Annotated in this window: 17 protein-coding genes; 12 read left to right on the forward strand and 5 right to left on the reverse strand. The window is 67.0% G+C overall.

The genetic code is table 11. The annotated features are described in order from the left end of the window. Positions 1-22: 22 nt before the first annotated feature. The gene (locus tag QM806_RS20175) at positions 23-970 is read right to left on the reverse strand and encodes an AraC family transcriptional regulator (protein ID WP_005562308.1); all 948 of its coding nucleotides are present in this window, start codon (positions 968-970) and stop codon (positions 23-25) included. Positions 971-1188: 218 nt separating this feature from the next. Between QM806_RS20175 and QM806_RS20180 the strand changes: the two genes are divergently transcribed. From QM806_RS20180 to QM806_RS20210, 7 genes are all read left to right on the forward strand, one after another. After that, positions 1189-2400: a cytochrome P450 gene (locus QM806_RS20180; RefSeq protein ID WP_054246360.1), complete on the forward strand. Its 1212-nt coding sequence runs from the start codon at positions 1189-1191 to the stop codon at positions 2398-2400. A gap of 2 nt (positions 2401-2402) precedes the next feature. Further along, positions 2403-3398 (forward strand): 2Fe-2S iron-sulfur cluster-binding protein, encoded by a 996-nt coding sequence (locus QM806_RS20185; protein ID WP_005258731.1) that lies wholly within the window; start codon positions 2403-2405, stop codon positions 3396-3398. 184 nt (positions 3399-3582) lie between these two features. Beyond that, a complete protein-coding gene (benA, locus tag QM806_RS20190) occupies positions 3583-4959 on the forward strand; it encodes a benzoate 1,2-dioxygenase large subunit (protein ID WP_005562304.1) in 1377 nt (458 codons plus the stop codon). A gap of 14 nt (positions 4960-4973) precedes the next feature. Next, entirely contained in the window at positions 4974-5483 is a 510-nt protein-coding gene (gene benB, locus QM806_RS20195) for a benzoate 1,2-dioxygenase small subunit (protein WP_005562303.1), read from the forward strand. A gap of 36 nt (positions 5484-5519) precedes the next feature. Next, on the forward strand, positions 5520-7058 hold the full coding sequence (gene benC, locus QM806_RS20200) for a benzoate 1,2-dioxygenase electron transfer component BenC (protein ID WP_283292603.1): 1539 nt from the start codon (positions 5520-5522) through the stop codon (positions 7056-7058). Beyond that, positions 7055-7849 carry a 1,6-dihydroxycyclohexa-2,4-diene-1-carboxylate dehydrogenase gene (locus QM806_RS20205; RefSeq protein WP_007297188.1) on the forward strand — a complete coding sequence of 265 codons (795 nt, stop codon included), beginning with the start codon at positions 7055-7057 and terminating at the stop codon, positions 7847-7849. Before benC ends, QM806_RS20205 begins: the two co-directional genes overlap by 4 nt. A gap of 146 nt (positions 7850-7995) precedes the next feature. Continuing rightward, a complete protein-coding gene (locus QM806_RS20210) occupies positions 7996-9360 on the forward strand; it encodes an MFS transporter (protein WP_054246365.1) in 1365 nt (454 codons plus the stop codon). Here the strand turns inward: QM806_RS20210 and QM806_RS20215 are convergent. Both QM806_RS20215 and QM806_RS20220 read right to left on the reverse strand, forming a co-directional pair. Next, positions 9336-10403, reverse strand: a complete 1068-nt coding sequence (locus QM806_RS20215) for a 2-oxoacid:ferredoxin oxidoreductase subunit beta (protein ID WP_054246364.1) — start codon at positions 10401-10403, stop codon at positions 9336-9338. The genes QM806_RS20210 and QM806_RS20215 overlap by 25 nt on opposite strands. 5 nt (positions 10404-10408) lie before the next feature. Next, on the reverse strand, positions 10409-12343 hold the full coding sequence (locus tag QM806_RS20220; protein WP_210460619.1) for a 2-oxoacid:acceptor oxidoreductase subunit alpha: 1935 nt from the start codon (positions 12341-12343) through the stop codon (positions 10409-10411). A gap of 122 nt (positions 12344-12465) precedes the next feature. Between QM806_RS20220 and QM806_RS20225 the strand changes: the two genes are divergently transcribed. Continuing rightward, entirely contained in the window at positions 12466-15168 is a 2703-nt protein-coding gene (locus QM806_RS20225; protein ID WP_043787649.1) for a helix-turn-helix transcriptional regulator, read from the forward strand. Between the two features lie 103 nt (positions 15169-15271). Then, the gene (locus QM806_RS20230) at positions 15272-16108 is read left to right on the forward strand and encodes a class I SAM-dependent methyltransferase (protein ID WP_005562294.1); all 837 of its coding nucleotides are present in this window, start codon (positions 15272-15274) and stop codon (positions 16106-16108) included. Positions 16109-16139: 31 nt separating this feature from the next. Here QM806_RS20230 and QM806_RS20235 read toward each other — a convergent pair whose 3' ends face one another. Continuing rightward, positions 16140-16784, reverse strand: a complete 645-nt coding sequence (locus tag QM806_RS20235) for a dihydrofolate reductase family protein (RefSeq protein WP_054246355.1) — start codon at positions 16782-16784, stop codon at positions 16140-16142. 382 nt (positions 16785-17166) lie between these two features. Between QM806_RS20235 and QM806_RS20240 the strand changes: the two genes are divergently transcribed. Next, positions 17167-17298 carry a hypothetical protein gene (locus tag QM806_RS20240; RefSeq protein ID WP_259465681.1) on the forward strand — a complete coding sequence of 44 codons (132 nt, stop codon included), beginning with the start codon at positions 17167-17169 and terminating at the stop codon, positions 17296-17298. Between the two features lie 98 nt (positions 17299-17396). Further along, on the forward strand, positions 17397-18713 hold the full coding sequence (locus tag QM806_RS20245; protein WP_283292608.1) for an HNH endonuclease: 1317 nt from the start codon (positions 17397-17399) through the stop codon (positions 18711-18713). Positions 18714-18721: 8 nt separating this feature from the next. On the opposite strand, the gene QM806_RS20250 is transcribed toward QM806_RS20245, so the two are convergent. Next, positions 18722-19393 (reverse strand): Rv1157c family protein, encoded by a 672-nt coding sequence (locus QM806_RS20250; RefSeq protein WP_210460617.1) that lies wholly within the window; start codon positions 19391-19393, stop codon positions 18722-18724. Between the two features lie 106 nt (positions 19394-19499). Here QM806_RS20250 and QM806_RS20255 point away from each other — a divergent pair, with 106 nt between their 5' ends. Continuing rightward, a complete protein-coding gene (locus tag QM806_RS20255; protein ID WP_005258770.1) occupies positions 19500-20507 on the forward strand; it encodes an NAD(P)H-dependent glycerol-3-phosphate dehydrogenase in 1008 nt (335 codons plus the stop codon). Positions 20508-20567 lie beyond the last annotated feature (60 nt).

Here is a 20567-nt window from a genome sequence, read left to right on the forward strand (position 1 = left end):
CCGCACACCCACGCAATCCCCGTCAGAAGCGAATCAGCTCTGACGGGGATTTGCCGTACCGCCGGCGGTACGCGGCGGAGAACCGGCCCGCATGGGTAAACCCCCACCGGGCAGCGACTTCGGAGACCGTGACACCGGGTTCCAGTGCCCTCAGGTCGGCGTCGGCGCGACTCAGGCGGATGTCGAGGAGGCATTCCGACGGGCTGCGCCCGACGTACTCGCGAAACCCTTCCTGCAACCGGCGGACGCTGGTACCCGCCAACTCTGCCATGTCGGCTGCCGTCCAGGCGCGGGCTGGGTCGTCGTTGAGTCCGTCGAGCACTCGCTTGACGATTCGCGGTCGGGGTGCGCCCCCGCGCACCTCCTCGTCGGGCGTGACGGCCAGGACGAACGCCGAGGTGATCGCGCCGGCGAGCTGCGGGCCGACAACCGGGTTGGCCAGGAGGTCGGCCGGCTCCCGCAGTTGCGCAGTCAATGAGCGCACCAGACGAAACCAGCTGTGTCCCGGTGCCTCGGTGAGATCGATCTGCGAGGGCAGGTGCAGCCCGGGCCGCAGGTCGGAGCCGAGGATCCGGTCTGCCTCCTGCTCGAGGTACGCGCTGTCGAATTTGACGCCGAGCACCGAGCAGTCGCCGCTCCACCGGGTGATCAGGGTCGGCTCGTCCGCCCGGAAGACCGTGGCCTGACCGGGCCGAGACAGCACCGTGTCGCCCTGCGAACAGGACTCCAGCGAACCGGACAGCGGAATGTTGATCTCGTACGCATCCGGATAGTCGCACTCGATCGACACGTCGGCACCCCAGCCCAGCCTCCCGAGAGTGACGGGGCCGAGGTCAACGGTCCGCATCGACAGCTTCATCGCTCCGTTCGGCGACAAGTCGGTCAACGTGTGGGGAAAGTACGCACCGGCCACCGCCCTCGACGCCGCATCCCAGTCCTGGGTTTCGGTGATCGTCGATGCCATCGTCATGCACCTGCCTCACTGAAGAATCGTTCCGACCTCATTGAAACCGTGTCGTCACGCCCAGTCGAGGATAACTGAGACCGCAATCACAAGTAGTCGCGCAGATGGTCCAGAGACCGCGCAGAGTGGCTAGACCACCCTCCTGCGACGGCCTACCTTCTTCCTCACCCCGCTCACACAACGAAAGTTGTTTCCGAGCAGTTGCTTTGAATGAGGAGATTCAGATGACCGCCACCCTCTCTTGGATCGACGAGATCACGATGACGGAACTCGAGCGCAACCCGTACCCCGTCTACGAGCGGCTGCGCGCCGAGGCGCCGCTGGCCTACGTCCCGGTCCTCGGCTCGTTCGTCGCGACCACCGCCGACCTGTGCCGCACCATCGCCAACAGCCCCGACTTCGAGGGGATCATCACCAAGGCCGGCGGCCGCACGTTCGGTCACCCTGCGGTGATCGGCGTCAACGGCGAGATCCACCGCGACCTCCGCTCGATGGTCGACCCCGCACTGCAACCGTCGGAGGTGGACCGCTGGGTCGACGGACTCGTCCGCCCCATCGCGCGGCGCTACGTGGAGCAGTTCGAGAACGACGGCAAGGCCGATCTGGTCTCGCAGTACTGCGAACCCGTCAGCGTGCGCGCACTCGGTGACCTGCTGGGGCTGAACGACGTCAGCTCGGACACATTGCGTGACTGGTTCCACCGGCTGTCGAACTCCTTTACCAATGCCGGAGTGGACGCGAACGGCGAATTCACGAACCCGGAGGGATTCGTGCAGGGCGACGAGGCCAAGGCAGAGATCCGGGCCGTCGTCGATCCGCTCATCGACAACTGGATCGTCAACCCCGATGACAGCGCCATCTCGCACTGGTTGCACGACGGCATGCCCGAAGGAAAGGTCCGCGACCGCGAGTACATCTACCCCACGCTCTTCGTGTACCTGCTGGGCGCGATGCAGGAACCCGGCCACGGCATGGCGTCGACGCTCGTGGGCCTGTTCACCCGCCCCGAGCAACTGGAGGCCGTCATCGACGAGCCCGCGCTGATTCCGCGGGCGATTTCCGAGGGAATGCGCTGGACCTCGCCGATCTGGTCCGCCACGGCCCGCATCAGCACCAAGGACGTCACGCTCGGGGACGTGTTCCTTCCCGAGGGATCCGTGGTCCTGTTGTCCTACGGTTCGGCCAACCACGACACCGCTGTCTACGACGCCCCCTCCGACTACGACATGACGCGTCCCCCGCTCCCCCACCTGGCGTTCGGTTCCGGCAATCACGCGTGCGCGGGCATCTACTTCGCCAACCACGTCTGCCGCATCGGCCTGGAGGAACTGTTCGAGGCGATCCCGAACCTCGAACGTGACTCCGGCGCGGACGTCGAGTTCTGGGGCTGGGGTTTCCGCGGCCCGACCGCCCTCCGGGCCACGTGGGAGGTGTAGCCGTGACCTTCACCGTCTCGGTCGCCGCCGACAGGGTGGAATGCCGCCCCGACCAGCCGATACTCGACGCTTTCCTCCGGGGCAGCGTGTGGATGCCGAACTCCTGCAACCAGGGCACGTGCGGAACGTGCAAGCTGCGGGTCGTATCGGGGGAGGTCGATCACGGCCTGTCGCCCGAACACACGCTGACCCGGGCCGAACGCGAGCAGGGGTTTGCGCTGGCCTGCCAGGCGACCCCGTGCAGTGACACGGTGGTGGAACGCCTCGACGCGGCGCCCGCGGGCACCGTCCACACCCTGCGGGACCTCGTCGGCACCGTGAGCGCGATCGAGGACGTTGCCCGTGACACGCGGCGGGTTCTCGTCACGCTCGACAGCCCGCTCGAATTCTCCGCGGGGCAGTACGTCGAACTGCGAGTACCCGGCACCGACCACCGCCGCCAGTACTCGATGGCGAATACGCCGGGCGAGTCGAAACAACTCGAGTTCCACATCCGCAGGCAACCGGGTGGAATCGCGACGGACGGTTGGGTGTTCGGCTCGTTGTCCGTCGGCGAGCGCGTCGACATGGTGGGGCCGCTCGGGGACTTCCGTCTCGATCCGGAGGACGAGGGTCCGATGATCCTGCTGGGCGGCGGAACGGGCCTCGCCCCGCTGAAATCGATCGTCCACCAAGCACTCACCGTCGCTCCGGACCGCGCGATCCACCTGTATCACGGCGTGCGCGAGGAGTCCGACCTCTACGATGTCGACCTGTTCCAGGAGTGGGAGCGAGCGCACCCGGGCTTCCGGTACGTGCCGTGTCTGAGCGACCAGTCGTGGTCCGGGCGGTCCGGTTACGTCACGGACGCGTTCGTGGAGGACTTCGACACCTGTCGCGGATACTCCGGGTACCTGTGCGGGCCGCCGGCGATGGTCGACGCCGGCGTCAAGGCGTTCAAGCGCCGGCGCATTGCTCCGCGACGCATCTTCCGGGAGAAGTTCACGCCCGCCGCGTGATTACGGCATCCCGATGCGTACGCCGAGGCCCTCCGAGCCTCGGCGTGCGCATGCCGAACACGTCCTAGTCAGTACTCGGTAAATGCCTAGTGTGATGCAGCGCACAGGCTGCAAGAGTGGAATCCATTGCCGGACCCGGGCGCCCTCGCAGGGCGCAAGCCCCCCGGAGATCTTGGAGGATCCCATGACTGAAACCCTGTACACAGCGCCGTCCGACGACGTGCGCGCCAAGCTGGCCGACGCGCTCATCGAGGACGCGGAAACCGGCCGCTACCAGGTGCGACGTAGCGTTTTCACCGACGAGGACCTGTTCGAACTCGAGATGAAGCACATCTTCGAGGGCAACTGGATCTACCTGGCCCACGAAAGCCAGATCCCGAATGTCGGCGACTACTTCACCACGTACATGGGCCGCCAGCCGATCGTGATCTCCCGCAACAAGGAGGGTGAGCTCAACGCCCTGGTGAACGCGTGCAGCCACCGCGGCGCCATGCTGTGCAGGCGCAAGACGGACAACCGGACCACGTTCACCTGCCCGTTCCACGGCTGGACGTTCAACAATTCGGGCAAGCTCCTCAAGGTCAAGGACCCGCGTGAGGCCGGCTACCCGGAGCAGTTCAACAAGGACGGCTCCCACGACCTCACCAAGGTCGCGCGGTTCGAGAACTACCGCGGATTCCTGTTCGGCAGCCTCAACGCCGACGTCCCGCCGCTCGAGGAACACCTCGGTGACACCACGAAGATCATCGACATGATCGTCGACCAGTCGCCCGACGGCCTCGAGGTCCTGCGTGGTGCGTCCACCTACACCTATGACGGCAACTGGAAGCTGCAGACCGAGAACGGCGCCGACGGCTACCACGTGTCCGCCACCCACTGGAACTACGCCGCGACCACGTCGCGTCGGGAGTCCGGCGAGTCCACCAACGCCACGAAGGCGATGGACGCCGGCAAGTGGTCGAAGCAGCAGGGCGGGTACTACTCGTTCGACAACGGTCACCTGCTGCTGTGGACCAAGTGGGCGGACCCCGCCAACCGTCCCCTCAACGAGCGTCGCGACGAACTCGTCGCTGAGTACGGAGAGGACCGCGCCGACTGGATGATCGGTGTGTCCCGCAACCTGTGCCTGTACCCGAACGTGTACCTGATGGACCAGTTCGGTTCGCAGATCCGGCATTTCCGTCCGATCTCCGTCGACAAGACCGAGGTCACCATCTACTGCATCGCCCCCAAGGGTGAGAGCCGCACGGCACGCGCCGCCCGCATCCGCCAGTACGAGGACTTCTTCAACGCCACCGGCATGGCCACCCCGGACGATCTCGAGGAGTTCCGCTCCTGCCAGAAGACGTACCAGGCCGGCGCCGCACCGTTCAACGACCTCAGCCGCGGTGTCACCCACCAACTCCAGGGCCCCGACGAGGGTGCGAAGAAGATCGGCATCAATCCCATCTCCAGTGGTGTGAAGACCGAGGACGAGGGCCTCTACCCGATCCAGCACGGCTACTGGGTGCAAGCGCTCACCAAGGCGCTCGACGCCGACGCTGCCGCGAACAACCGCTGAGGGAGACGACGAACATGACCGCAGTAGCCGAAAGCACTGTCACCCAGCACGCCATCGAGCAGTTCCTCTACCGTGAGGCCCGCTACCTCGACGACCGCGATTTCGAGAAGTGGATCGAGTGCTATCACCCCGACTCCGAGTTCTGGATGCCGGCGTGGGCCGACGACGGTGACCTAACCACCGACCCGATGACCGAGATCTCCCTGATCTACTACGCCAACCGTGGTGGCATCGAGGACCGGGTCTTCCGCATCAAGACCGACCGGTCGAGCGCGACGAGCCTTCCGGAACCCCGCACCGGTCACAACATCTCGAACGTCGAGGTCACCGACCGTCGCGGCGAAGTCGTAGATGTCCGGTTCAACTGGTTCACGCTCTACTTCCGGTACAACACGGTCGACACGTACTTCGGGAATTCGTTCTACACCATCGACTTCTCTGGTGAGCAGCCTCTGATCCTGAAGAAGAAGGTCGTGCTCAAGAACGACTACATCCACCACGTGGTCGACATCTACCACATCTGATTTCTTCCCCATTCTTCGCGAATCGAGCTGTTTTCCATGACTTTCCAAGTTGCACTGAGTTTCGAGGACGGGATCACCCGCTTCATCAAGTGTGACGGCGACGAGACGGTCGCCGACGCGTCCTACCGCGCGCGCATCAACATTCCTCTCGACTGTCGAGACGGGGCGTGCGGCACCTGCAAGTCGCTCTGCGAATCCGGCACGTACGACGGCGGCGACTACATCGAGGAAGCGCTCACCGACGAAGAGGCGGAGCAGGGTTACTGCCTTCCGTGCCAGATGATGCCGGAAAGCGATTTGGTACTGCAGATCCCGACGACGTCCGACGTCGCGAAGACCGCCGCAGGCACGTTCTCGTCGACGGTCACGGAGATCCGTAAGTTCTCCGACACGACCATCGGGTTCACGATCGAGATCGCGAACCGGGACGACCTGGTTTTCCTCCCCGGCCAGTACGTGAACATCACCGTTCCCGGGACCGAAGCGACGCGCTCGTACTCGTTCAGCACCGGACCCACGTCGAAGGAACTGTCGTTCCTGGTCAAGATCACCGACGGCGGCCTGATGTCGGAGTACCTGCGTAGCCGCGCACAGGTCGGCGACACGCTCGAGTTCACCGGCCCGATGGGAAGCTTCTTCCTGCGTGAGCAGAAGCGTCGCGCCCTGCTGCTGGCCGGCGGCACCGGGCTGGCCCCGCTGCTGTCGATCCTCGACAAGATGCGCACCGACGCCGCCGACCACCCCGTGCACCTGGTCTACGGAGTCTCGTCCGACGCGGACCTGGTGGAGCTGGACAAGCTCGAGGAGTACACGAAGTCCCTGCCCCGGTTCACGTTCGACTACTGCGTGTCCGACCCGGCGAGCAGTGCACCGAACAAGGGGTACGTCACCGGCCTGTTCGAGCCCGCACACCTGAACGACGGCGACGTGGACGTGTACCTGTGCGGTCCGCCTCCCATGGTCGAGGCGGTGCGCGACCACCTGAAGTCGGAGGGCATCACGCCGGCGAACTTCTACTTCGAGAAGTTCAACAACGCCGCGACACCGAGTGGGTCCGAGGCGTCCGCACCGCTGGCGGCCGACGCCCTCGAGGCGGCCCCCGAGTACGAGATCGGCGAGGAACACCAGCCGCTGTCCGAGTCGGACTCGCAGTTCGACGCCCGCATGGCGCTCGAACTCGGGGCGATGGAACTGACCATCGGCCGGATGACGAAGGAACAGCTGTCCGAGTACCGGATCCTCGCCGAGACCTCGTGCGAATCGATCGAGAACGACCGCTTCACGGACGCCGGCGCGTTTACCGACACCAACGCCGCATTCCACGAATTCCTGTTCCGGTGCACCGCCAACGACGTGCTCCTCGAGGCGTACAACCGCCTGGAGGTCACGCAGCTCATGACGAAGGTGCTCCGCACCGCGGACTGGGTGGACGAGCACATCCAGCACGACCACCTCGACATCGTCGCCGCCTTCGAGAAGGGTGACCGGGCCGCCGCCCACGACCTGATCGTCAGCCACAGCGCGCACGCCAAGGCCACCATGTGCCGCGCCATCGAGAGGAGTGCCGTCGCATGAGTGGACTCGTCACTCCGCACCGTTTCGACGGCAAGGTCGTCGCGGTCACCGGCGCAGCGCAGGGCATCGGCCTGACGGTCGCGACCCGACTCGCGGCCGAGGGTGCGTCGCTGATCCTGATCGACCGCGCCGAACTCGTCCACGACGTCGCGAAGGGGTTGCGCGAGAACGGCACCGACGCGCACAGCATCACCGCCGATCTGGAACAGTTCGCCGACGCCGAGGCGGCGATCGACGAGGCGCGGCAGCAGCACGGCCGGCTCGACGTGCTGATCAACAACGTCGGCGGCACCATCTGGGCCAAGCCGTACGAGCACTACACCGCCGAGCAGATCCAGGCGGAGGTGCAGCGGTCGCTGTTCCCGACCCTGTGGACGTGCCGCGCCGTCCTCCCCCACCTCATCGCGCAGCAGTCGGGCACCATCGTCAACGTGTCCTCGGTGGCCACGCGGGGTGTCAACCGCGTGCCCTACGCGGCGTCGAAGGGCGGGGTCAACGCCCTGACCGCGTCACTCGCTCTGGAAGCCGCACAGTACGGAATCCGCGTGGTGGCCACCGCACCCGGCGGCACCGAGGCGCCCGCTCGCCGCGTTCCCCGCGGCCCCGGCGCGGAGACCGATCAGGAGAAGGCCTGGTACCAGCAGATCGTCGACCAGACCGTCGACTCGTCCCTGCTGAAGCGGTACGGAACGCTGGACGAGCAGGCCGCGGCCATCGTCTTCCTGGCCTCCGACGAGGCCACTTACATCACCGGGACGGTACTGCCCGTCGCCGGTGGCGACCTCGGCTAGCTGCCCACAGATCTCGACCGCCTCATCGGCGGGGCGCATTGCATCGTCTCGCCGATGGGGCATTTCTTTAGCCGAATTCGATTGTGACACAGCACACTTACGAGTTCGGCCCGGTTCCCCGTCACACCCACCGAGCGGAGATCACCATGAACCCATCCACCACCCCCGACACCTGGGCGAGTCCGAGACACCGCAGTGCCGTCACGTGGGTCGTCGCGATCGCCACGATCGCGATCATCTTCGACGGCTACGACCTCGTCGTGTACGGCACCATCCTCCCGACGTTGATGAACGATCCCGGTCAACTCGGCGAGATCTCCGCGCAGCAGGCCGGTGCATTGGGCTCGTACGCGCTCATCGGTGTCATGGTGGGCGCGCTCACCGCCGGCGCTGTGGGCGACTACCTGGGCCGGCGGCGGATGATGCTCGTCAACATCGCGTGGTTCTCCATCGGAATGGGGCTCGCCGCGTTGGCCACCAACATCACCATGTTCGGCCTGCTGCGATTCTTCACCGGTATCGGGGTCGGTGGCCTCGTCGCCACCGCCGGTGCGATGGTGGCGGAGTTCGCCCCTCCCGGAAAGCGGAACCTGTACAACGCCATCGTCTACAGCGGCGTCCCCGCCGGCGGGGTGCTCGCGTCCCTCCTCGCGATCGTCCTGCGCGACACGATCGGCTGGCGCGGCCTCTTCTGGATCGGCGCACTGCCCATCGTGATCCTGCTGCCGCTGGCGCTCGTGAAACTGCCCGAGTCGCCGAAGTGGCTCGTCGCCCGCGGCCACGAGGACAAGGCCCGCCGCATCTCCGAACGCACGGGCATCCCGATGCCCGGCGCCGACGAGATCGCCGCGGAACGGGCCTCGGCCGAGAAAGTCGGCTTCGCCGCACTCGCGACGCGCCGTTACGTTTGGGGCACTGCACTTCTCGGCATGATGAGCTTCTCCGGCCTGCTGCTCACGTACGGACTCAACACGTGGCTTCCGAAGATCATGGAGGACGCCGGTTTCAACGCGAAAGGTTCGCTGTCGTTCCTGCTCGTCCTCAACGGCGGCGCGATCCTCGGCGGCCTGATCGCCTCCAAGGTCGCCGACGGCATCGGACCGCAACGCGTCGTCGCCACGACGTTCGGTCTCGCCGCACTCGCCCTGATACTCCTGACGCTCGGCTTCCCGCTGCCGGTGCTGCTCGCGTCCGTCGCGGTCGCCGGAGTCGGCACCATCGGCACCCAGGTCCTGATCTACGGCTTCGTCTCCAACTACTACTCGACGTCCGCACGCGGCGCCGGGGTGGCGTGGTGCGCCGGATTCGGCCGGCTGGGCGGCATCTTCGGCCCACTGATCGGCGGAGCACTGATCAGCGCCGGCATCAGCAGCCAGGTGGCGTTCTACGTCTTCGCGGGCATCGCCGTCCTGGGCGGGATCGTGACGTTCTTCGTTCCGCGCGCACGGGTCACCCGCACCGAGGTGGCGGGCACCGGCGAAGCCGCCTACTCCACCGTCCAGGTGTCGTGACCGGTCAGCAGGCGCTGCAGCGAGCCGTCGTCGACGGGATCCTTCTCCCGCGCGATCTCGTTCTGCAGACGCACCATGTCGTCGTACGTGTCCCGCACGACACTGCGGAACACACCGGTCACGGTGTGGGTGAGGTCCTGGTCGGAAAGTCTCGACAGGGCGGACGCGTAGTCGGGGTCGTCGGTGTGGGCGTCGTGCACGACGATCTCGTCCCGGTCGACGTCGGCGGTCGCGACCACCTTCAGACCGAAACCCGATCGGACGACGCAGTATTCGCCTGCTCCGCCGAACACGATCGGCTCGCCGTGGGTCAGCGGGATGAGGCGCTGCTCCGAACCGTCCTTGCGTAGGACGTCGAACGAGCCGTCGTTGAAGATCGGGCAGTCCTGGTAGATCTCCACGAACGACGTGCCGCGGTGGGCCGCCGCCTGCCGCAGCACCTCCGTCAGCCCCTTGCGGTCCGAGTCCAGGGCGCGGGCCGCGAACGTGGCCTCGGCTCCCAGCACGAGGGACAGCGTGTTGAACGGGTGGTCCACCGACCCCAGCGGTGTCGACTTGGTGACCTTGCCGACCTCCGAGGTAGGCGAGTACTGCCCCTTGGTCAGCCCGTAGATCCTGTTGTTGAACAGCAGGATCGTCATGTTGACGTTTCTCCGCAGGGCGTGGATGAGATGGTTGCCCCCGATCGACAGCGCGTCGCCGTCACCGGTCACCACCCACACCGACAGGTCGGGGCGCGTCACCGCGAGACCCGTCGCGATGGCGGGCGCACGACCGTGGATCGAGTGCAGGCCGTACGTGTCCAGGTAGTACGGGAACCGGCTCGAGCAACCGATGCCGGAGACGAACATCAGGTTCTCGCGTCGGAGTCCCAACTCCGGCAGGAAACTTCGGATCGTGGCGAGGATGACGTAGTCTCCGCAGCCCGGACACCACCGGACCTCCTGGTCCGACGTGAAGTCCTTGGCCTTCTGCGGTTCGTCGGTCTGGGGCACGTGCGCGGTGGCGCTCAACCCCAGGTCCGCACCGACACGACTGATCATCCGTGTCACGCCGATTCCTCCTGCCGGGGTCCGGTCGATCGGTAGGTCGCCGACGCGAGCGCGTCGGAGGTCTTCGCGAGCTCGTGCTCACGCAACGTTCCGGCCAGCGCGGAGTCGATCACCTCGTGCAGTTCGTCGCCGAGGAAGGCGAGCCCCCGCACCTTGGTCACCGATTGCACGTCGACGAGGAACCTCGAACGGAGGATCATCGCGAGCTGGCCCAGATTCATCTCCGGTGCGACGACGGTCCCGTAGCTGCGCAGCACCGCACCGAGATTGGCGGGCAGCGGGTTGATGTTGCGCACGTGCACGTGGGCCACCTCCTTGCCCTCACGGCGAGCACGCCGGCAGGCCTCACCGATGGGTCCGTACGAGCTGCCCCACCCGACCAGCAGCAGGTCGGCCTCACCCGAGGGGTCGTCGACGACCGCGTCGGGAACGGCGATTCCGTCGATCTTGGCCTGGCGCAACCGCACCATGAGGTCGTGGTTGGCGGGATCGTAGGAGATGTCGCCGCTGCCGTCGGCCTTCTCGAGTCCGCCGATGCGGTGTTCGAGCCCCCGCGTTCCCGGTATCGCCATGGCACGGGCGAGCGTCTCCCGGTCGCGGGCGTACGGCGCGAATTCGCCGTCCACCGGTGGCGCCGTGTCGCAGCCGGGGTCGATCCGGTCCAGTTCGGACACGTCCGGGATGGCCCACGGTTCGCTGCCGTTCGCGATGGCACCGTCCGACAGCAACAACACCGGTGTGCGGTATGTGAACGCGATCCGGGCGGCCTCGACCGCGGCATCGAAGCAGTCCGCGGGTGAGCGCGGCGCGATCACCGCGACCGGCGACTCGCCGTTTCGTCCGTACATCGCCTGCAACAGGTCCGACTGCTCGGTCTTCGTCGGGAGCCCGGTGGACGGGCCACCGCGCTGGACGTCGATGACGAGCAGCGGGACCTCCGTCATCACCGCCAGCCCGATGGCTTCGCTCTTCAGCGCCAGTCCGGGTCCGGACGTGCTCGTCACGCCGAGCGCACCCCCGATCGACGCGCCCAGCGCCGCGCCGATTCCGGCGATCTCGTCCTCGGCCTGGAACGTGGTGACGCCGAGATTCCGGTGCTTGCTCAGCTCGTGCAGGATGTCCGACGCCGGCGTGATCGGATAGGTGCCGAGGAAGACGTCCCGCGACGCCAGCCGTCCCGCGGTCACCACCCCGTAGGCCAGGGCCGTGTTCCCGGTGACCTGGCGGTACGTGGCCGGTGGGAGCGTCGCCGCGGACACCTCGTAGGTGGTCGCGAAACTCTCCGTCGTCTCCCCGTAATTCCACCCGGCCTTGAACGCGAGCAGATTGCCCTCCGCGATCTGCGGTTTCGCTGCGAACTTGGTCTCCAGGAACCGCTCGATGCTGTGGGTGGGGCGGTTGTACATCCACGACAGCAGTCCGAGCGCGAACATGTTCTTCGCCCGCTCGCCGTCCTTCCGGCTCAGTCCGGCGGGTTCGACCGCGCCGACCGTCAACGTCGACATCGCCACCGGATGCACCACGTAGTCCTCGAGGGAGTCGTCGTCGAGGGGGCTCGTGGCGTATCCGACCTTCGCAAGATTCCGCTTGGTGAACTCGTCCGTGTTCACGATGATCATGCCGCCGCGCGGCAGATCGGCCAGGTTCGCCTTCAACGCCGCCGGGTTCATGGCGACCAGGACGTCCGGGCGGTCGCCGGCTGTGAGGATGTCGTAGTCCGCGATCTGGATCTGGAACGACGACACACCGGGGAGCGTGCCCTGAGGCGCCCGGATCTCGGCGGGAAAGTTGGGCTGGGTGGCGAGGTCGTTGCCGAACGCCGCCGCCTCGGACGTGAACCGGTCGCCGGTCAACTGCATACCGTCGCCGGAGTCTCCGGCAAAGCGGATCGCCACTCGCTCCAACTTCGTGGAGTTCGCCTCCGTCGTCATGGATGCACCGAATCCCTCGACTCGTAGTCGTTCTGACCAGCAGCTTCTAACCTCACGGTACAAGCGTTCCCAGTTTTCGCCAGGAACACGCCGAAATCAGGCGTCGCGATACGGTGAGTGGTGTGAGGGATCCAGGGAACATCGAGCTCGTCGGGCGTTCCCGCGAACTCGCCGAACTAGAGTCGATCCTGCGTGAGGCGGGCGAGAACGCGCCCGTCGTCGTGGTCGTCGAAGGCGTGCCGGGCATCGGCAAGACCACCTTGGTGGAACACTTCCTCGCGGCGCATCCCGACCTGCCCGCGTTCTCCGCCGTCTGCGCCCCGTGGGCGTCGGGCCATCCCTTCGGCGTCGCCGAACAGCTCCTCGGGGCGGCCGTGACGTCGGAAGACCCCCTCGACGTCGCCCGCGAACTCGTCGCTGCAGTGGATCCGCCTGCCGGTGACGTTCCGTTCGTCTTCGTGCTCGACGATGCGCAGTGGGCAGACCTCACCTCATTGCAGGCTCTGACCTCCGCCGTGCATCTGCTGGACCGACCGGCAATGATCGTCTTCGTCACGAACTCGGAACCTCCTGAGGGTGTTCCCGCGGACGTCCTCGACCTCCTCGACCGGCATCGCCGGCATCGAATCCAGGTCCGTCCGCTCGATGCGTCCGACACCCGCAGACTTGCGAATACCCTTGCGCACCTCGACCTTCCGGCCCCGGTGGCGCACCAGCTCGTTCAGCACACGGCGGGGAATCCACGGCACCTCACGCAACTTCTGCAGGAAGTCGACCCGAGCGCGTGGAGCCAGTGGCAGCCAGTGCTCCCGGTACCCCGCACGTTCGCCGCGAAAGTGCAGTCACAACTGTCCGCGTGCTCAGCGCCTGCCCGGGCACTCGTCGAATCGGCGGCCGTACTCGCCGGGGATCCCCGATTCGCCGACGCCGCCGCGCTCGCGGGCATCGAGCACCCGGTGGAAGCGCTCGACGAAATCCATCGGGCGGGCCTCCTCACCGTCGGTGAGCATCGCGGCGTCACCGTGCTGACCTTCCCGTCGCCGCTGACCCGGGCCGCCGTCTACCGCAGCCTCGGGCCGATCCGGCTCCGTGACCTGCACGATCATGCCGCGCAGATCGTCGAGGACGAGGGCAGGCGACTGGACCATCGCGCCGCGGCCGCGCCGTTCGCCGACCCCGCGCTCGCGGACGAACTGGACACCTATTCTGCGCAGCGGGCGACCGTCGGGGCGTGGTCGGCCGTCGCGGACGCATTGATCAAGTCGAGCCGCCTCACCGTGGACCGCGGCGAACGCGAACAACGCCTCATCCGGGCCGTCGACGCTCTCGTCGGTGCCAGCAACCTTCCCCAGGCTTTGGCGTTCGCGCCGGAGATCGAGAGCTTCCCCGAAAGTCCGTTACGCGACGCCGTACTCGGCTACCTCGCAATCCTCCGGGGACGACCCGCGGAGGCCGATCTGCTGCTCACCCAGTCGTGGACCGCATGCGACCCGGACACCGATCCGGCGACCGCCGCGCTGATCTGCCAGCGCCGCGTCCTGGACTCGCTCGTGCGCTGGCACGGACCGGACCTCGTCGAATGGGCCAGCCGGGCCGTGGCTCTCGTCGATCCGGGGGATCCGTCGGCCGTCGAATCCGCGGCGATCATGGGACTCGGACTCGCTGCCACGGGTCAGATCGTGGAGGCACGGGCCGCCTACGACACGCTGTCCGCAAAGATCGCTCTCGGTGCCCAGTCCCAGCGCTTCGACATGGCCAGGGGTTGGCTCGACCTGGCGCTGGACGATCCCGAATCGGCGCGTCAGGAACTGGAGAGCGCAGTCCCCACGGCCTTCCGGATGGGCTCGACCCGCATCTCGCTGTGGGCGCAGGCCTGGCTGGCGCGAACGCAATTCGCCCTCGGCGACTGGAGCGGCGCGATCGCAACTGTCGACCGTGCGGCACACCAACTCGAGGACGCCGCGCTCGACCTCGTCCGGCCCCTGGTGCACTGGACCGGCGCGCAGACACACGCGCTGCGCGGAAACTGGCCCGCTGCGCACGAGCACCTCCGTCTCGCGGCGGCGAGTTCGCACGACTACCCGATGATGTTCATTCCGTCCTCACTGGCACGCGCCCAATGCGCCGAGGTGCAGGCCGACTACGCCGCAGTGATCAGGGCGCTCGAGCCTCTCACCCGCCTGCAGCCCCGCGAGGGCATCGACGAGCCGGGCTTCTGGCAGTGGCCCGACGTCTACGCGAACGCTCTCGTGATGGCCGGTCGCGTCGACGACGCGGACACCTTCCTCACCCCGCACGAGGAACGCGCCGCCGAGCGCGGGCACCGATCGGCGATGGCTCGTCTCGGTTACGCCCGCGGTCGAGTCGCAGGCGCGCGTGGCGACATCGATGCCGCCCGGGACGTGTTCGAGACGGCCTTGACGCACCTCGACACCCTTCCCCTCCCCTACGACCGCGCCCGCGTGAACTTCGCGTACGGCCAGACCCTGCGCCGGGCAGGTAAGCGGCGCGAAGCGGACGCCGTCATGCAGGCCGCCCGGGAGGGATATTTCGCGCTCGGAGCCACCTCCTACGTGCAGCGGTGCGACCGCGAACTCAAGGCCGGCGGCCTCAACCTCAAACGCAGCCGGTTCACGCTCGAGGAACTGACTCCGCAGGAACGGGCCGTGACCGAACTCGTCGCCGGCGGAGCCAGCAACAAGGAGGCGGCGGGCGAGCTGTTCCTGTCCGTCAAGACCGTGCAGTACCACCTGACCCGGGTCTACGCGAAGCTCGGCATCCGCTCGCGCAGCGAACTCGCGGCGCAGTTCCGCGACCAGGAGTGACGTTCGGGGTGGCGGGAACCTACCCCGAGGGTGCCTGTTCCGGGCAGCACCATCCGGCCAGGCTGGATCTCGACCGATGCAGCCGACCCACCGGAGTACCGAGATGGATGACACGATCGACGCAGTGCGAGCCGACCGCGACCTGAAGAACAAACACCGCGCCATGTGGGCTCTCGGCGACTACCCCACCCTGGCCACCGACATCATCGCCGGCCTCGGCCCCGCCCTGGTCCGGGCGAGCCGGGTCAGGCCCGGTGACCGTGTTCTCGACGTCGCGGCAGGCTCCGGCAACGCCGCCATCCCTGCGGCGATGTCCGGTGCGAGCGTCGTGGCCGGTGACCTCACCCCCGAACTGTTCGACGCCGGCCGCCGCCGGGCCGCCGAACTCGGAGCCGAGGTGGAGTGGCGCGAGGCCGACGCCGAGGCGATGCCGTTCGCCGACAACGAGTTCGACACCGTGATGTCGTGCGTCGGTGTCATGTTCGCGCCGCACCATCAGGCCAGCGCCGACGAACTCGTCCGCGTCTGCCGGCCGGGAGGGACGATCGGTCTACTCAGCTGGACCCCTGAGGGTTTCATCGGCCAGATGTTCGCAACGATGAAACCGTATGCACCCCCGCCCCCTCCGGGCGCACAGCCCCCGCCACTGTGGGGTCGCGAGGAACACGTCCGGGCGCTGTTCGGCCACCGCATCACCGACATCGTGGCAACCCGGCACACCGTGCGCATCGATCAATTCCGGTCGCCGGAGGACTTCCGCGACTACTTCAAGACCCGCTACGGTCCAACCATCGCGGTGTACCGGAACATCGCCGACGACCCCGCCCGGGTCGCCGCACTGGATCACGAACTCGCCGATCTCGCACGTCGTTTCGACCACGGCACCGGCAGCACCGTGATGAACTGGGAATACCTCCTACTCACCGCGCGGAAGTGGTAATTGCGGACGGAGGTCGCAACAGCCACCGGGATCAGTCGTGGCCGTTCTTGTTCCAGAACTGGTGGGTAAGCCCACTGGGGGAGGTGACGGTCTCGACTGTGAAGCGGTCTTCGATGCCGGCCAAGCCCTCCCAGAGGGAGACACCGCGCCCGAGGGTGATGGGCACGATCACCAGGTGCATGAAGTCGATCAAGTCGGCCTGCAGAAACTGCCGCACGGTCGAGGGTCCTCCGCCTATACGGACGTCCCGACCGTCGGCAGCTTCCTGGGCCATGCGCAGAACCTCATGGGGTGGCGCGTCCACGAAGTGGAAGCTGGTTCCGTTGGGAAAGTCGATGCTGGGGTATGGGTAGTGGCTCATGACGAACACCGGTGTGTGAAATGGCGGTTCGTCGCCCCACCAGCCCCGCCACCCGTCGTCGGGCCACTCGCCGGTTTGGGGGCCGAACTTGCGACGGCCCATGATCTCCGCGCCGATGCCCTGGCTCCACAGGCTGGTCACGGCGCGGTCCAGGGTGATTGGGGCGTCTACCCGGTCGACCCCGTGGATGACGCGTCCGTCGAACCAATCGAATAGCCGTTCGGCACCGCCGATCGGGGCGTCGAACGTCACGTGCTCGCCGGCGGCGTAGCCGTCGAGGGAGATATTCATATTGTGGATCCGGGTGCGGGGCATGGGCGATTCCTCCAATAACCGGGTGCGGGATACAAATAGACAGACCTGAAGAGATGGCCGAACTCATCGCGGAACGTTGAAAATCGTATTCCCTCGAGCCGTACTCTGAGGCTGCAACCTGACAGCGCCGCGGCCCGCACGCCATCTTCGGGGAATCACCCTTGCCGATGGACAGGTGGTCACCGCCACGGAGACGGGGCCGAGATGGCGGGGTCGATCGGTGGGCCCATAGCGGCGCCGGTGGACATCGAGTCGTCCAAGGTCGCTCGGCTGCTGGCACCTGTCGGTCGTCAACCGCTGACGTGGCGCGCAGGCCCGGGTGACGAGGTGCTGGCCGAGGACCTGCTCGCGTGTCCGCCGCGAGCCGCTGACGGGGCGGGTGGTGCCGGTCGACCTCGGGATGATGGTCGGGGAGGACGCCGCCGTCGACGTGGAGGCCGAGCCCGACCGTTGGCTCCGGTTCGACTGCACCGGCCCGCGGGGACGGCTGGCGGGACATGTCGGCCTTCGCTGAGCGGCACCGGTACCCAGCCTGCGATTCGGGCATTGCCCGGTCGGGACTTCGCTGCTAGAGTCGAACATGTATTCGAATGACCTTGGGGGAGGTTGGTTGTGGGGGCAGTACTTCTTGAGGAATTGCGCACATTCACGGCGCGACTGCAATGCGCCGAGGCGGCAAGTGGAGATCCGGGACTGGGCATAGATCTGCTCGATGCGATCGAGACTTTGAAATCGGTCGGGTGTGCGGTGCAGGCGGTGATCACCGACGACGTCGCGACGAGTATCCGTGCGGACCGCAGGGCTCGAGAGTTGCCACGGGCGGAGTGGGACCGCGGTATCGCGTCGCAGATTGCGTTGGCGCGCCGGGAATCCCCGAACCGCGGCGGTCGACATCTGGGGTTCGCGCAGGCTCTGGTGCACGAGATGCCGCACACCCTGGCCATGTTGCAGACCGGGCGGTTGAACGAATGGCGGGCCACCCTGTTGGTGCGGGAAACAGCGTGCCTGTCGGCTGCCGATCGGGGCATCGTGGACCGCCGGTTGTGCTCGGATCCAGCCATTCTCGACGGAGTCGGTGACCGCGGGCTGATCGCACGGGCGAAGGCGTTGGCGGTGGAACTCGACGCCGCGTCCGTGGTGCGGCGGCATCGCAAGGCAGTGTCCGAGCGTCGGGTCACGACCCGCCCAGCGCCGGATTCGATGGCCTATCTGAGCGTGCTGATGCCGGTCGAGCAGGCCGTGTGTCTGCAGGCGACCCTGGGCCGGGATGCGGACAGCCTGATCGCAACCGGCAACAGCGGTGGCCGCACCCGCAATCAGCTGATGGTGGACCTGTTGTTCGACCGCGGCACCGGAGCATCAGTGGCGTCGGGTGTGCCGGTGGCAGTGAATCTGGTGCTCTCGGACGAGACCTTGCTGGCCGGCGGGCACGAGGCCGCGCAGCTGCAGGGGTTCGGGCCGGTGCCGGCGGGGATTGCCCGGCAACTGGTGGCCGATTCTGTCGATAGCAACACCGAGACGTCGTTGCAGCGGGTGTATTCGTGCCCCCAGTCGGGGGCGTTGACGGCGATGGAGTCCCGGTCGCGCACGTTCCCGAAGAGCCTGCGAAAGCTGATCGACCTCCGGGATCGGACGTGCCGGACGCCGTGGTGCGATGCGCCGATCCGGCATCACGATCACATCCGCTCACGCAGTAAATTGGGTAAGACCACCGCGCGAAACGGGTCCGGGCTCTGCGAGGCCTGCAACTACGCGAAGGAAGCACCGGGTTGGACAGCACGTCCCGTGAGCAGGCCCGGCGGCACCCACCTCCTCGACCTCGGCACCCCGACCGGGCACCACTACCGATCGGCGGCCCCGCCGCTCCCGGCCGCGGCACGACAGTCGGAGGTCGAGGCGGTACTGATCGCACGCCTGCGTGCGTCGTGACAGCGCGATCACGCCTGGACGACGCCGACCACCGGGGCGTAATCACACGGCGGCAATGCTCGGCTGGTGTTGTCGAGGATGCTCCCGAAGACGACGAACACGATTGTGCCCCTGCCTGTCTCGAGGGTGTTGGACAGCGTGACGATGTAGTCGGCCGGCCGCTCCTGATACAGCGGCGCTCGCCCCGACTGCATGGTGGTGAGGTTCAGCCAGGCGACCTCGACGAGGTCGCCCTGCAGTGGCGACGACATTGCCGTGTTCATCCCGCTGAAGAAGACATTGACCTTCCCCGGCGGAATGACTGGGACAGGAAGGTTCTCGTCGACGGCGGGGCCTGCTATCGCGCGAGCGATACCGACCGAATCGTTTTGCTCTCCGAAACCGGCAGGGAGGCAGTCCGCAGCGGTGGTGTCGTACAGGAACGGCTGAGCTGTGCCCTCGACGAGATGAACCGATCGGGGGAAGTAGTTGTATCGCGGTGTACCGGCGGCGATGCGCTCGATGGTGGTCGTGATCGACTGCGCGGTGCGGGTGCTGATCGGCATGGCGGCCGACTGGAGGGCGGCTCGCACTGCCGCCATGTCGCCGAGCGGCGTCGGAGGCGCAGCGTGCGCTTCACCGACTGCCATGGAGGTGAGCACACCGACACACGCTGCAAGTCCCGCAATTCGTCCACGCATGAATGGATGCTAGCGGCCGCAGGGACTTGCCGAATCAGCTTCGTGAACGCCCGGCAAGTGCCAGGCTGGATGTCATGGACAGCATCAACACGATGGGTGATCGGTAATGGCCCGCCCGGTACGCGTCGTCGTGCTCGGCGCCGGGTCGTGGGGAACGACGGTGGCAGGTCTCGCCGCCCACAACACACCGACCCTGCTGTGGGCGCGAAACTCGGACACGGCCGACGAGATCAACAACGAGCACCGCAACTCTCGGTATCTCGGCGACCGCCCACTCCCCGACTCCATGCGCTCCACAGCCGACCTGGTGGAGGCGGCGCAGGAAGCCGACGTTCTCGTGGTCGGGGTGCCGTCGCACGCGGTCCGCAGCACTCTTGCTCAGATCGCCAACGAGGTGCGGGCGTGGGTGCCGGTGTTGTCGCTGGCGAAGGGGCTGGAGCCGGGAACGCGGCTACGACCCACCGAGGTGATCGCCGAGTGCCTGCCCGGGCATCCGGTCGGGCTTCTGGCGGGCCCGAACATTGCACGGGAGATCGTCGACGGGCTCGCCGCGGCGTCGGTCGTCGCCACTCAGGACGTCCGGGTGGCCACGGCGTTGCAGCCGTTGTTCGCGTCCGCCGTGTTCCGTGTGTACCGGAACACCGATGTGCTGGGCTGCGAACTCGGCGGTGTGCTGAAGAACATCGTGGCCATCGCTTCGGGCATGGCCGACGGACTGGACGTCGGCGACAACACGCGCGCGATGGTCCTGGCGCGCGGGTTGGCCGAGATGACCCGGCTGGGTGAGGCGATGGGCGCGAACCCGCGGACGTTCGCGGGACTCACCGGGGTCGGAGATCTGATCGCCACCTGTATGAGCCCGAGTTCGCGCAACCGGCGGGTGGGCGAGTTCATTGCCCGCGGCATGACGGTCGACGAGGCCGTCGCCAAGCTGGGTCAGGTGGCCGAGGGTGTGAAGACCGCCCCCACCGTGATGGAACTGGCCCGCGACTTCAACGTGGACATGCCCATCGCCGCCGAGGTCGAGGCAGTGGTCGCGGGACGGCAGACGCCGGAGGGCGCCTACCGCGGCCTGCGGAAAGTCGCTGCCGGCGGAGAGGATGAGGTGGCGTGACCGCACAACTGCAACCGGCAGTAGCACTATCTAGACGTTTCTAAGCAATCTCCTAGAAAA

This window comes from Rhodococcus sp. IEGM 1351 (assembly GCF_030056875.1).
GTDB classification, from domain to species: Bacteria; Actinomycetota; Actinomycetes; order Mycobacteriales; family Mycobacteriaceae; genus Rhodococcus_F; species Rhodococcus_F opacus.

Coding starts and splice junctions, on each gene's coding strand:
- QM806_RS20175 (WP_005562308.1), bottom strand. CDS start 970: ATGACGATGGCATCGACGATCACCGAAACCCAGGACTGGGATGCGGCG.
- QM806_RS20180 (WP_054246360.1), top strand. CDS start 1,189: ATGACCGCCACCCTCTCTTGGATCGACGAGATCACGATGACGGAACTC.
- benA (WP_005562304.1), top strand. CDS start 3,583: ATGACTGAAACCCTGTACACAGCGCCGTCCGACGACGTGCGCGCCAAG.
- benB (WP_005562303.1), top strand. CDS start 4,974: ATGACCGCAGTAGCCGAAAGCACTGTCACCCAGCACGCCATCGAGCAG.
- benC (WP_283292603.1), top strand. CDS start 5,520: ATGACTTTCCAAGTTGCACTGAGTTTCGAGGACGGGATCACCCGCTTC.
- QM806_RS20205 (WP_007297188.1), top strand. CDS start 7,055: ATGAGTGGACTCGTCACTCCGCACCGTTTCGACGGCAAGGTCGTCGCG.
- QM806_RS20210 (WP_054246365.1), top strand. CDS start 7,996: ATGAACCCATCCACCACCCCCGACACCTGGGCGAGTCCGAGACACCGC.
- QM806_RS20215 (WP_054246364.1), bottom strand. CDS start 10,403: ATGATCAGTCGTGTCGGTGCGGACCTGGGGTTGAGCGCCACCGCGCAC.
- QM806_RS20220 (WP_210460619.1), bottom strand. CDS start 12,343: ATGACGACGGAGGCGAACTCCACGAAGTTGGAGCGAGTGGCGATCCGC.
- QM806_RS20230 (WP_005562294.1), top strand. CDS start 15,272: ATGGATGACACGATCGACGCAGTGCGAGCCGACCGCGACCTGAAGAAC.
- QM806_RS20235 (WP_054246355.1), bottom strand. CDS start 16,784: ATGCCCCGCACCCGGATCCACAATATGAATATCTCCCTCGACGGCTAC.
- QM806_RS20250 (WP_210460617.1), bottom strand. CDS start 19,393: ATGCGTGGACGAATTGCGGGACTTGCAGCGTGTGTCGGTGTGCTCACC.
- QM806_RS20255 (WP_005258770.1), top strand. CDS start 19,500: ATGGCCCGCCCGGTACGCGTCGTCGTGCTCGGCGCCGGGTCGTGGGGA.